This window comes from Hathewaya limosa (assembly GCF_030815255.1).
GTDB classification, from domain to species: domain Bacteria; phylum Bacillota; class Clostridia; order Clostridiales; family Clostridiaceae; genus Hathewaya; species Hathewaya limosa.
In genome coordinates, this window is sequence record NZ_JAUSWN010000004.1 from 38,117 (window position 1) to 51,012 (window position 12,896).

At 27.4% G+C, this 12,896-nt stretch carries 11 protein-coding genes; 10 read left to right on the top strand and 1 reads right to left on the bottom strand.

Features of this window, described 5'->3' with window-relative positions; translation table 11 throughout:
- Positions 1-20 precede the first annotated feature (20 nt).
- From era to ppdK, 5 genes are all read left to right on the top strand, one after another.
- On the top strand, positions 21-905 hold the full coding sequence (era, locus tag QOZ93_RS03230; protein WP_111942898.1) for a GTPase Era: 885 nt from the start codon (positions 21-23) through the stop codon (positions 903-905).
- 103 nt (positions 906-1,008) lie between these two features.
- Positions 1,009-1,743 (top strand): DNA repair protein RecO, encoded by a 735-nt coding sequence (gene recO, locus QOZ93_RS03235; RefSeq protein WP_307355150.1) that lies wholly within the window; start codon positions 1,009-1,011, stop codon positions 1,741-1,743.
- 5 nt (positions 1,744-1,748) lie between these two features.
- Positions 1,749-2,417, top strand: coding sequence for a DUF4342 domain-containing protein (locus tag QOZ93_RS03240; protein WP_307355097.1), 669 nt, complete (start codon positions 1,749-1,751; stop codon positions 2,415-2,417).
- A gap of 200 nt (positions 2,418-2,617) precedes the next feature.
- On the top strand, positions 2,618-3,262 hold the full coding sequence (ccpN, locus tag QOZ93_RS03245) for a transcriptional regulator CcpN (RefSeq protein WP_307355098.1): 645 nt from the start codon (positions 2,618-2,620) through the stop codon (positions 3,260-3,262).
- An 87-nt stretch (positions 3,263-3,349) separates the two neighbouring features.
- On the top strand, positions 3,350-5,983 hold the full coding sequence (gene ppdK, locus QOZ93_RS03250) for a pyruvate, phosphate dikinase (RefSeq protein WP_307355099.1): 2,634 nt from the start codon (positions 3,350-3,352) through the stop codon (positions 5,981-5,983).
- A gap of 34 nt (positions 5,984-6,017) precedes the next feature.
- Here ppdK and QOZ93_RS03255 read toward each other — a convergent pair whose 3' ends face one another.
- Complete coding sequence (locus tag QOZ93_RS03255) at positions 6,018-7,085, bottom strand: CotS family spore coat protein (RefSeq protein ID WP_307355100.1); 1,068 nt, start codon at positions 7,083-7,085, stop codon at positions 6,018-6,020.
- A 408-nt stretch (positions 7,086-7,493) separates the two neighbouring features.
- Here QOZ93_RS03255 and dnaG point away from each other — a divergent pair, with 408 nt between their 5' ends.
- The 5 genes from dnaG to QOZ93_RS03280 all read left to right on the top strand — a co-directional run bounded on the left by dnaG (position 7,494) and on the right by QOZ93_RS03280 (position 12,850).
- Positions 7,494-9,263 (top strand): DNA primase, encoded by a 1,770-nt coding sequence (dnaG, locus tag QOZ93_RS03260; RefSeq protein WP_307355101.1) that lies wholly within the window; start codon positions 7,494-7,496, stop codon positions 9,261-9,263.
- A 22-nt stretch (positions 9,264-9,285) separates the two neighbouring features.
- Positions 9,286-10,344 (top strand): RNA polymerase sigma factor RpoD, encoded by a 1,059-nt coding sequence (gene rpoD / locus QOZ93_RS03265; protein ID WP_111942886.1) that lies wholly within the window; start codon positions 9,286-9,288, stop codon positions 10,342-10,344.
- Between the two features lie 97 nt (positions 10,345-10,441).
- On the top strand, positions 10,442-11,338 hold the full coding sequence (locus QOZ93_RS03270) for a PH domain-containing protein (protein ID WP_307355102.1): 897 nt from the start codon (positions 10,442-10,444) through the stop codon (positions 11,336-11,338).
- 32 nt (positions 11,339-11,370) lie between these two features.
- Positions 11,371-12,066, top strand: a complete 696-nt coding sequence (locus tag QOZ93_RS03275; protein WP_307355103.1) for a tRNA (adenine(22)-N(1))-methyltransferase — start codon at positions 11,371-11,373, stop codon at positions 12,064-12,066.
- Entirely contained in the window at positions 12,050-12,850 is an 801-nt protein-coding gene (locus QOZ93_RS03280) for a Nif3-like dinuclear metal center hexameric protein (RefSeq protein ID WP_307355104.1), read from the top strand. Before QOZ93_RS03275 ends, QOZ93_RS03280 begins: the two co-directional genes overlap by 17 nt.
- The last annotated feature ends 46 nt before the right edge of the window (positions 12,851-12,896 follow it).

Genomic DNA, 12,896 nt, shown 5'->3' on the forward strand with positions numbered 1-12,896 from the left:
AGAAGTCTTAAGGAGGACAAATGTTTAAATCAGGATTTGTAACAATAATAGGAAGACCAAATGTAGGAAAATCTACCCTAAATAATTTTATAATGGGAGAAAAACTTTCGATAGTATCAAGTAAGCCACAAACTACTAGAAATAACATACAAACAATATTAAATGGAGAAGATTATCAAATAATTTTTGTTGATACTCCAGGGGTGCATAAACCTAGACATAAGCTAGGCGAGTATATGGTTAAAATAGCTACAGATGCTATAAGGGAAGTAGACTTAATTCTATTTATAACTACTCCAGAAGGTGAAATTGGAAAGGGCGATAAACTTATTTTAGAACAATTAAGTAAAGTTAATATACCTAAATTTCTCTTAGTTAATAAAATAGATGAGGTTGAACAAGAAAAAGTAGCAAAAACTATTCAAAATTACTCTGAGTATTTTGAATTTGAAGAGATTATACCTATGTCTGCTTTAAAAGGAAAAAACGTAGATGTATTAATAGATGAGATGAAAAAACATATTCCAGAGGGACCTAAATATTATCCACAAGATATGGTAACTGATAGACAAGAAAGATTTATTGTAATGGAAATTATAAGAGAGAAGGCACTTAGACTTTTAGATAAAGAAGTACCACACGGTACGGCGGTGGAAATTCTTTCTATGAAAAAAAATGAGAAGGGAATATATTATATAGATGCTAATATGCTATGTGAAAAATCTTCTCATAAAGGTATAATAATTGGTAAACAAGGTGCTATGTTAAAAAGAATATCTCAGTATGCTAGACAGGATATAGAAAAATTCCTAGGAGCAAAAGTATACCTAAGAGTATGGGTAAAAGTTAAAGAAGACTGGCGAGATAGTCCAAATTTATTAAAAGAATTGGGATATAAAGATTAATTAATTTATAATTAATTATTAATTAATCAAAAATTCATATTATTTAATGCAAAGTTGAGTATATTATTTTATAATAGGGTTAGGAGATGGTTTTCTGAGCCTGATAAAGACAAGAGGGGTTATTTTAAAAACTCAAGACTATAAGGAAAATGATAAGCTCTTGTGGATGTATACTGAAAACTTAGGAAAAGTATCTGCAATCGCAAAGGGTGCTAAAAAAGGAAATAGTAAACTTTCAGCATCAACTCTAGTATTTTGTTTTGGCGATTATGTACTTTATAAAGGTAGAAGTATGTATACGATAAATGAGGGATATGTAATCCATTCTTTTCAAGAATTTATTAGAGATTTAGAAACTATTACATACTGTTCTTATATAAATGAACTTATAGATATTTCAAGTATAGAAGAAGAAAAAAACTTTAATTTATTTAAAGATTTAATAACTATGTATTATTTAATAAAAAATAAGGTAGGAGATATTGAAGTATTAATAAGAGCCTTTGAAATTAAAATGCTTTATAATACTGGATATTCATTAGAGTTGGAGCATTGTGTTCAATGTGGAGAAAGTATTAAGATATCTAACTACGTTGATCTTTCAAACTTTGGATGTATATGTACAAAGTGCAATAAACAAAATTGTATTAAAATATCAAATTCTACTTATAATATATTAAGATACATGATACATTTTCCTTTAGAAAAAATTTATAGGTTAAATTTAGATAAGAACAGTAAAAAAGAACTAAATTTACTTATGCAATCATTTATTTTAGAGGTATATAATAGAAAACCTAAGAGTTTAGAAATGTTTAATTATATTAACAAGGAGTGATTTTAATGGAAAAGGTAACTCTAGAGAAAATAGACATAATAAGAGAGAGAACAGGTGTTAGTTATACAGATGCTAAAGAAGCTTTGGAAAAATGTGAAGGAAATGTAGTAGATACTTTAGTTTATTTAGAACAAGAAATAAATAATAAAACTAAAAATAAAGTAGAAGAAATGGTTACTACAAAAGAAGAATTTAAAAAATGGTTTATTGATCTTGTAGAAAAAGGAAATGCCACAAGAATAAAAGTTAGAAAAGAAAATAAAGTTATAGTAGATATGCCAGTTAATGCTGGTATTGCTGCAGGAATTTTTTCAATGATATTTCCACCTCTAATTGGAATAGGATTAATTGTGGCAATGGCTACCAAAATTACTATAGAGGTTACAAAAGAAGATGGGTCAGTAGAAGTTGTAAATGCGGTAATAAAAAATACGGTAGATGATGTGGCAACAAAAGTTAAAGAAGTTAAAAATGAATTTAAAGAAAAAATATTTGAAAAAAAAGATAATGCTTCAAGTAATGATTCATCAGAAGTAAAAACTTATTCATATACAGTAAATTTTGAAAATGAAAATAAAGATTGTTGTGATGATTCTTCAAAAGATAATAAAGAAAATTGCAATTGTGAAGAAAAAAATAAATGCTGTTGTGAAGAAAAAAAAGATCAGGAATAATAACAAAATAAGAGTAACTAAGATAGTTACTCTTATTTATTTGAAAAATAATATAAAACGTTTATTGTGTATACAAATATAGGTTAGTAATATAACATATATATAATTTTTTTTGAAAATGTATATAATATATATTGTAATATTAGTAATAATACATTATAATAAAATTAATAAAAGTAATTTAGTAATAAAGAAAGAGGGTGAACGCTATTAAACTAACTGCTAGACAAGAAGAAATAATAAGATTAGTAAAAGAGAATCAACCAATTACTAGTGAGAAAATAGCTAGTAATTTAAGTGTAACTAGAGCTGCTTTAAGACCTGATTTAGCTATATTAACTATGACAGGAATCTTAGAAGCAAGACCTAAAGTTGGGTATATATATTCTAAAAAACCCTCTTATAGTATAATTCATGATTATCTTAAAGAAATTAAGATAAAAGAAATAATGAGTGCATCAGTTTTAGTACAAGAGGAATGTAGTGTTTATGATGGAATTGTTCAACTATTCTTAAATGATGTTGGAACGTTATTTATTGAAAATGATGTAGAAGGATTAGTTGGAGCCGTTTCACGAAAGGACTTTTTGAAAATTGCAATGGGTGGATCTGATATTCATAAGGTACCTATAGGAATCATTATGACAAGAATGCCTAATATTATATATATTTCTGAAGAAGATTCAGTATATGATGCTGCTAAAAAAATAATAGTTCATGAAGTAGATAGTTTACCAGTAGTAAGAACAGTTGAAAAAGATAATAAAACTTTTAATAAAGTCATAGGAAAGGTTTCTAAGACTAATATAACAAAATTTTTAATTAATTTAAGTGATAATGGGTAGAATTTAATTAGAGTGGGACAAATATGACCTAGTTGTGTTTGTTTTTAAGGTATCTTGTTTATTTAAATAAAGGAGATGTCATTATTTATGGAAAACAAAAAATATGTATATTTATTTAGCGAAGGAAATGCAAAGATGAGAGACCTACTTGGGGGTAAAGGTGCTAATCTAGCGGAAATGACTAGACTGGATATTCCCGTCCCACAAGGTTTTACAGTATCAACAGATGCTTGTACAAAATATTATGAAGATGGTGAAACACTTTCAAAAGAAATTATCGATGAAGTTAAAGTGGCCTTAGAAAAAGTTGAACAATTATCAAATAAAAAATTTGGTTCAAAAGATAATCCTCTTCTTGTATCTGTTCGTTCAGGTGCTAGAGTGTCTATGCCAGGTATGATGGATACAGTATTAAATTTAGGATTAAATGATGAAACAGTTGAAGTTGTAGCTAAGCTAACTAACAATCCTAGATTTGCATATGATTCTTATAGAAGATTTATTCAAATGTTTTCAGATGTAGTTAAAGGACTTGATAAATCAGTGTTTGAAGGTTACATTGATGATATGAAAGAAAGTAAAGGTGTAAAATTCGATACTGAATTAGAATGTGAAGATCTAAAAAAATTAGCAATTAAGTTTAAAGAATACTACAAGTCAGAAGTTGGGAAAGAATTTCCACAAGATCCATTTTGTCAATTAAAAGAATCTATAACAGCTGTATTTAGATCATGGAATAATCCTAGAGCAATAGTTTATAGAAGATTACATGATATTCCATCAGAATGGGGTACTGCTGTAAATGTTCAAAGAATGGTATTTGGAAATATGGGTAATAACAGTGGAACAGGCGTTGCCTTTACAAGAAATCCTTCTACGGGAGAAAAAGGTATTTTTGGAGAATATCTAATTAATGCTCAAGGAGAAGATGTTGTTGCAGGAATTAGAACTCCTCAGCCTATAACAAAATTAGAAGAAGATTTGCCAGAATGTTTTAAGCAATTTATGGAAATATCAACAGGCTTAGAAAAACATTATAAAGATATGCAGGATATGGAATTTACCATAGAAGAAGGAAAATTATATTTCTTACAAACTAGAAATGGTAAAAGAACTGTACAAGCAGCTTTAAAAATAGCTGTTGATATGGTAAATGAAGGATTAATTACTAAAGAGGAAGCATTGCTTAAAGTAGAACCTAAACAATTAGATGCATTATTACATCCAGCTTTTGATGCTGAAGAATTAAAAAAATCTAAAGAATTAGCTAAAGGATTACCGGCTTCACCAGGAGCTGCATGTGGTAAGGTGTATTTTACTGCAGAAGAAGCAAAAGAACATCATGAATTAGGAGAAAAGGTAATTTTAGTAAGATTAGAAACTTCTCCAGAAGATATAGAGGGAATGATTGCGGCCGAAGGTATTTTAACTGTTAGAGGCGGAATGACTTCTCATGCTGCAGTTGTAGCAAGAGGAATAGGAACTTGCTGTGTAGCTGGATGTGGTGAACTTACAGTAAATGAAAGAGAAAAGACAGTTCAAGCTTTAGGACAAGTTATCAAAGAGGGAGATTATATCGCATTAGATGGTAGTACAGGAAAGGTATACGGACATGCTATAAAAACTGTTGATCCAGAGATAAGTGGATATTTTGGAACTTTTATGGGATGGGCAGATAGTATTAAAGCTTTAAAAATTAGAACTAATGCAGATACTCCAAGAGATACTAAAAAGGCAATTGAATTTGGAGCAGAAGGTATAGGTCTTTGTAGAACAGAGCATATGTTCTTTGATGAGGATAGAATTCCTGCGGTTAGAGAAATGATATTATCAAAAACTGTTGACCAAAGAAGAAAAGCCCTTTCAAAAATCTTACCAATGCAAAAAGAAGATTTTGTTAAAATTTATGAAGCATTGGAATTTAGACCAGCTACAATAAGATTTTTAGATCCACCACTACATGAATTTTTACCAACTGATGAAGGTGATATTAAAGATCTTGCAAAAGAATTGGATATAAAAGTGGAAGAGTTAAAATCTACAATTGCATCATTACATGAATTCAATCCAATGATGGGGCATAGAGGTTGTCGACTTGCAGTATCTTATCCAGAAATTGCAGAAATGCAAACAAGGGCAATTATAGAGGCTGCAATTCAAGTTAAAAAAGAAAAAGGATATAATATAGTGCCAGAGATAATGATACCTCTTGTAGGAGAAGTTAAGGAACTAAAATATGTTAAAGATGTGGTTACTAGGGTAGCTGATTTAATTATAAAAGAAAACAATATAGAACTTGAATATAAAGTAGGTACAATGATAGAAATTCCGAGAGCTGCATTAACAGCAGATGAAATAGCAAAAGAGGCTGAATTCTTTTCTTTTGGAACTAATGATTTAACTCAAATGACTTTCGGATTTTCAAGAGATGATGCAGGCAAATTTTTGAAATTCTATTATAATAGTAATATATATGAACAAGATCCATTCCAAAAATTAGATCAAGTGGGAGTAGGAAAACTTGTTAAAATGGCTACAGAATTAGGTAGAAAACAAAGACCTAATATTAAACTAGGAATTTGTGGAGAGCATGGAGGAGATCCAGCATCAGTGGAATTTTTCCATAATATTGGATTAGATTATGTATCATGTTCACCATTTAGAGTTCCTGTAGCAAGACTTTCAGCTGCACAAGCTCAAATTAAAAATCCAAGAAAATAAATAAAAAGAGTCAGAGAATACAAACTCTGACTCTTTAAAATTTTGTATTAAATTTTTCTTGTATATATTCCTTAAAGTTTATTGCAAAATCTAATTGTTCCTTGCAATTTTCAACTGATTTTGATAGTATTTTACAAAATGATTTTTTATTACATTTTTTTATGTTTCTATAATAATCTCTTGATATTTTCCAATATTTTTGTGGGAAAGCTAAATATGCTAGTATATATTTATAATCATCTAAATTTAAAGGGAAAACTTCATTATATTCACTTAAAAGTTTAATGCATAATGATACATTCCAATTAGTAGAATCACGTCTTAAAATTCTTCGTAAGGCATATGAAATGTCATGAGCTATAAAGTCTATAGATACTTTATCAAAATCTATAACATATATTTTATTATTAGGATTGAAAATTAAATTCTTATTTACATAATCTTCATGACAAAGACTTCTAGTTAGATTTTTATTATTAATAGTATAAGAAACATTGGAGGAAAGTTCACCTAATTTATTACAGATATTAAAATTATCTATATATAGTTTAGAAAAGTTATCTTTATATTTAAAAGCTAAGTTAGAATATTGAAGCATATTTTGCCAATGTTTATGAAGGGAGTTATAAAGTATATTACAAGACTCCTTACATTCACTATCTTTTATAGGAAAAAAAACAGTACTTTTTTTATGCATTTTTCCTAAGTTTTGCATCAATGCAGTTAGATGATTATTATTATCATAGTTACATTTTTCACCTATAATCCATGGTGTTAGGATAAAAAGCATATCGTTATAATTAACAAATCTATCATTATTTTTTGTTGGAAGTATTCTAGGTACATTAATACCGCATCTATACCACCATTCTACAGAAGAATATACGAATAAAAGTTTTGAAGCATCATAATAAACTTTTTTTAAACAGTAAGAATTATTATTTGATGTAATTTTATAAACAGCTCTTTGTTTATCAGTATCTTTAAATTTAATTTCTTCTATAGAACTATTCTCAAGTTTATAGTAAGGTAATACATTAAGTTTTACATTAGAAGCGCTTAAGTCACCATAAGCAGTATATTTAGAAGCCTTATATGGCATTATAATCCAACTCCTTTTAAACAATCTTCTATATAACATATTATAGAAATTAAGATATTATAACTATTTTATAAAAAGGAATTTTTGCTTTTAATATAGAATAAAATAATTAAGAAAAACTTTTTTATAAATTATTAAAGTTAAAATTAAAATATAAAAAATAAATTATTAAACTTTTAAATTTATATTGTTCTTATACAGTGAGAAGGTATAGTATAAATAGAAAAGGGGAAAGAATAGAGTGAAAGAAATGTAATCTTGTATAAAAATTTTTAAATAAGACAAAGAATATAGAGATATGACAAATATAGTTTAAAAAATATATTAATTAGAGAAGGATATTTTTTATTTTTGTCGAATAATAAATAAGTCATATTAATTAAATTTTGAAAGTTAGGTGGGAGTTTTTTGCTTATACCTGAAGAAATAATTGAAAAAATAAAAGATGAAAATGATATAGTTGATATAGTTTCGGAAAGTGTAAGACTTAAGAGAACAGGAAGAAATTATCTTGGGTTATGTCCTTTTCATCACGAGAAAACTCCGTCCTTTACGGTTTCTCAAGACAAACAGATATATAAGTGTTTTGGATGTGGAGAAGCTGGTAATGTAATTACATTTTTAATGAAGACAAAAAATTTGTCTTTTCCAGAAGCATGTGAAATTTTAGCTGAAAAGGCAAATATAGAAATAACGACAAATAAAAATCAACAAAGTACTAATTCTACTAAAAAGTTATATGATATAAATGTAGCTGCTGCTAGATTTTTCTTCAATAACCTAAGAAATAATAAAACAATTATTGGATATTTAAATAAAAGAGGTTTATCGGGAAAAACTATAGCAAGTTTTGGATTAGGTTATGCAATGGATAATTGGACGGGATTATATGATTATTTAAAAAGTAAAAATTACTCGGAGATTGACATATTGTCATTAGGACTTATCTCTAAGGGGAAGAATGGTAAGTACTATGATAGATTTAGAAATAGAGTAATTTTTCCTGTTTTTAATTATAGGGGGAAGGTTATAGGATTTGGAGGAAGGGTATTAGATGAATCCAAACCTAAATATTTAAATTCCCCAGAATCTATTATTTTTAATAAAGGTACTAATTTATATGGATTAAATTTTGCTATTAAAAATAATACTACTAAAAGTTTAATTATGGTAGAAGGGTATATGGATTGTATAGCATTACATCAAGCAGGTATAACTAATGTAGTTGCATCATTAGGTACAGCACTTACTGTAGGCCAAGCAAAACTTATGAAAAAATATGCTGATAAAGTATATATTGCATATGATTCTGATGCTGCAGGGCAAATAGCTACTCTTAGGGGATTAGATATTTTAGTTAGTGAGGGGTTCGAAGTTAGAATAATAAAATTTCCAGATGGAAAAGATCCAGATGAATTTGTTAAAAAGCATGGAGGAGACAGCTTTAAAAAGTTATTAGAAAATGCACTTCCATTAGCACAATATAAAATTGATAGGGCTAAACAAAAAACAAATTTTAAGGATGAAAAATCACTTTCGAATTTTATAAAAAATATAAGTGAGATGTTAATAGAACTTGATCCTGTGGAAAGAAATCTTTATGTGAAAAGAATATCTGAAGATACGGGAATAGATGAAAATGCAATATACGACTTATTAAATGAAAAAATGCAGAAAAACAGTAAATTCAAAAAAAATATGAATATAAAGGAAAAAATTGGGGCAAAATTATATGTAGAAGAGCCTTATGTAAAAGCAGAGCGTACTATTTTGAATTTAATGTTAAATAAGGTATGTTTAGATTACATAATTAGTTTATTAAACGTAGAAGATATTATAGAAGAATCACATAAAAAAATATTTGAAATTATAATAGGTAATAAAGAGTTAGAAAGTAATGATCTAAAAAAGAAAGTTGAATTGTTATGTCAAGATTTGGAAACAAATAAAGAGTGGATTAATATTAATGAAATAAAAGTACTACCTGTACAAAATGATGATAGTAAAAAAATTTTTATAGAGGATTGTGTAAAAGAAATCAAAAAATCTAGGTTAGAGGAGTCGAAAAAAGAAATTATGAGTAAGGTGAAACATTTTGAAGAAAAGGGAATGTTTGAGGAATCAATAAAATATGCAGAGCAACTTTTAACAATAGAAGAAGAACTTAGAGAAATATAAAACTACGGAAGGAGGGAATAGCATGAAGGATAAAGCACAAAAAATGAAATTAGTAAAAAAACTTATGGAAAAAGGAAAAGCTAAGGGGAATCTAACATATAAAGAGATAATGGATGAATTAGATGATGTAGATTTAAATCCAGAGCAAATTGAAAAAATATATGAAGTATTAGAAAGTATGAATATAGATGTTATAGGAAATGCAGAGGAAGAAGTTGAAGAGGAAATTGATATTTCGGTTCCAGAAGGTATAGCTATAGATGATCCTGTTAGAATGTATTTAAAAGAAATTGGAAAAGTACCTCTTTTAAGTCCAGAAGAAGAAATATCTCTTGCTAAACGTATAGAGGATGGAGATCAGTATGCTAAAAAGAAATTAGCAGAAGCTAACTTAAGATTGGTTGTTAGTATAGCTAAGAGATATGTGGGTAGAGGAATGTTATTCCTAGATTTAATACAAGAAGGAAATTTAGGACTTATTAAAGCGGTAGAAAAGTTTGATTATAGAAAGGGATATAAATTCAGTACTTATGCAACATGGTGGATTAGACAGGCAATTACAAGAGCTATTGCAGATCAGGCAAGAACTATTAGAATCCCAGTTCATATGGTTGAAACAATAAATAAACTTATTAGAGTTTCAAGACAATTATTACAAGAGTTAGGAAGAGACCCTCAACCAGAAGAAATTGCTAAAGTTATGGATATGTCCGTGGATAAAGTTAGAGAAATAATGAAAATAGCACAAGAGCCGGTATCTTTAGAAACTCCAATAGGAGAAGAAGAGGATAGCCATTTAGGTGATTTTATTCCGGATGATGAAGCTCCAGCACCAGCTGAAGCAGCGGCGTTTACAATGTTAAAGGAGCAATTAATTAATGTTTTAGATACATTAACTCCTAGAGAAGAAAAAGTTTTAAGATTGAGATTTGGACTTGATGATGGAAGAGCTAGAACATTAGAAGAAGTAGGTAAAGAGTTTAATGTTACTAGAGAGAGAATTAGACAAATAGAAGCTAAGGCACTAAGAAAGCTTAGACATCCAAGTAGAAGTAAAAAGTTAAAAGATTATTTAGATTAGATAATAGCACCTATAGGGTGCTTTATTTTTTATATACTTGAATTAAGAATATACTTAATGTAAAATTATAGTATCGGTTAGGAAAGAAGGTGATGGAATGAAACAATATAAACCAAATAAAAATTTTAAAACATTTTTAATAATTATAGCATTGATACTTATTAATATTGTTGTAATCTATCTTAGCAGATATTTAACTTCATATACTATGGTTATTTTAATAAAATTATTATTAATTTTATTAGATTTATATGAATCTTATTACATAATTTCAACTTTTACAATAAGATATATGATAAATGATAATTTTATATTGATTAATAGTTTTTTTGGCTTAAGAAAGGTAAAAATAACTTTTGAAGATATAATTGGATATAAAAAAATTTCATCCGAAAAAGAAATGCAAGGAATAAAATTATCAGGTTTTGCCTTTAAGGATATAGCTATGGGAAGAGCATTTCTTGAAAAATTAGGACTTACAAGAATGTATATTACTTCTAATAAGAATGTTGTTGTAATATTGACAAAAGAAATAAATTATGCTATTACTCCAGAAAAAACGGAAAAAATAATAAATTTTTTAGAGAGTAAGGGTATAGTTGAATTATCTGTAAGTAATTTGAAAAATAAAAGAAAAGTTTCACTCCATAATGATAAGGTATTTATGATTCCATTAATTTGTTCTACAATAATTTGTTTTGCACTTGTAATCTTTCCTTTTATTCTTTATTTAAAGGGAAAATTACATAACATAATGCCTTTAAGTTTTGATGTTAATTTTAATCCTACTAGAACAGGAACAGGAAAACAATTTGCTTTTCAGCAAATGATGTATGGCGCTTTGAATATGACTTTAATATTTTGCATGTATTTTGCAGCTCATTTTAATGCAAAGTACGATAAAAAGTCTGCGTATAAATTCATTTATATAGCACTTATTATATCTGTAACATTTTTAATATTACAATTTAAGATATTAGCGGTATATCTGTAAAAATATAAACTCTAAGATGAAAAGGTGATTAAATGGAATTAAGTAAAAGATTGGGAATAATTGCTTCGCTTATTGAAAATGGAGATAGTATGGTTGATATAGGCACGGATCATGGATATATCCCTATATATTTAGTGAAAAAAGGAATCTGTAATAAAGCTATTGCAGGAGATATAAATAAAGGACCTATTGAACGAGCAGAAAAGAATATACTTAAGGAAAGATTAAGTGATAAAATTATATGTAGATTAGGTGGTGGATTTTCTGTAGTTTCTGAAGGTGAGGTTGATGCATGTGTAATAGCGGGCATGGGAGGAGACTTAATAACAGAAATTATAGAAAATGATATAGAAAAGTTTAAAAACCTAAAATATGCAGTAATTCAACCTGTTCAAAATGTAGATGTATTTAGAAAAAATCTGTATAATAAAGGATTTGAAATTTTAAACGAAAAAATGTGCATAGAGGATGGAAAATTTTATGAGATATTTAAAATAAAATATGATACTCATAAAAAAAAGGTGGATCCTATTTATTATGAAATTAGTGAAAAGCTTTTTAAAGAAAAAGATTTGATTTTAAAAGAATATATTATATTTTTAATTAATAAATATGAAAATATTTTGAAGTACATAATAGAAGACACTGATAATGCTATAAAAAGACGTAAAGAATTAAATATAAAATTAAGTAAGCTAAGGAGTTGTTTAAATGACTTTAACCGTTAAAAATTTAATGGATATTATAGAACAATATGCCCCTTTAACACTTAAAGAAGATTTTGATAATGTAGGTTTAATGGTAGGAGATATTGAAAATATAGTAAATAATATATTGGTATGTTTAGATTGTACTGTGGAAGTCATAAAAGAAGCAAAAGAAAAAAATTGTAATTTTATATTAAGTCATCATCCATTATTTTTTATAAAGCCTAAGTCTATAACTTCAGAAACAATAAAAGGAGAAAAAGTCATAAGTCTTATAAAAAATGACATAGCACTTTATGCAGCACATACTAATCTAGATTCGACTAAAGGTGGACTGAATGATTTTGCAGTAGAACTTCTAGGATTTAAAGAGTTTGAAGTAATAGATAAAAAAGAAAATACTGATATGGGTATTGGTAGGATAATCAAGGTAAATGGACAATTTACTTTAAAAGAAATTTGTAAAAAAGTAAAAAAAGCTTATGATATTGAGCAATTAAGATTCAGTGGAGATTTAAATAAAAAAATTAAAAAGATTGCATTAATAAATGGATCAGGAACAGATTATTTTTCTTTAGCCACAAATTTGGGATGTGATTGTATTATAACAGGAGATACAACATATCACTATGTAAGTGATTTATATGAACAAAACGTAGCTTTAATTGATGCAGGACATTTTAATTCCGAATGGCCGGCTATGAAGGTCGTAAGTAAAATATTAGAAAAGAAAATTGAAAAAATGGGTTTAGATAACCAAGTTATTTTAGCAGAAACTTCTAAAGATGTTTATAATTATTTTTAATATGTGCTAAAATTGACTAAAAGTAATAAAATGTAAAAAAAGACAA

What these genes read in the sequence shown, in the direction of transcription:
- QOZ93_RS03280 (WP_307355104.1), top strand. Translation starts at nt 12,050, where the DNA reads ATGACTTTAACCGTTAAAAATTTAATGGATATTATAGAACAATATGCC.
- rpoD (WP_111942886.1), top strand. Translation starts at nt 9,286, where the DNA reads ATGAAGGATAAAGCACAAAAAATGAAATTAGTAAAAAAACTTATGGAA.
- QOZ93_RS03270 (WP_307355102.1), top strand. Translation starts at nt 10,442, where the DNA reads ATGAAACAATATAAACCAAATAAAAATTTTAAAACATTTTTAATAATT.
- era (WP_111942898.1), top strand. Translation starts at nt 21, where the DNA reads ATGTTTAAATCAGGATTTGTAACAATAATAGGAAGACCAAATGTAGGA.
- QOZ93_RS03275 (WP_307355103.1), top strand. Translation starts at nt 11,371, where the DNA reads ATGGAATTAAGTAAAAGATTGGGAATAATTGCTTCGCTTATTGAAAAT.
- QOZ93_RS03255 (WP_307355100.1), bottom strand. Translation starts at nt 7,085, where the DNA reads ATGCCATATAAGGCTTCTAAATATACTGCTTATGGTGACTTAAGCGCT.
- QOZ93_RS03240 (WP_307355097.1), top strand. Translation starts at nt 1,749, where the DNA reads ATGGAAAAGGTAACTCTAGAGAAAATAGACATAATAAGAGAGAGAACA.
- ppdK (WP_307355099.1), top strand. Translation starts at nt 3,350, where the DNA reads ATGGAAAACAAAAAATATGTATATTTATTTAGCGAAGGAAATGCAAAG.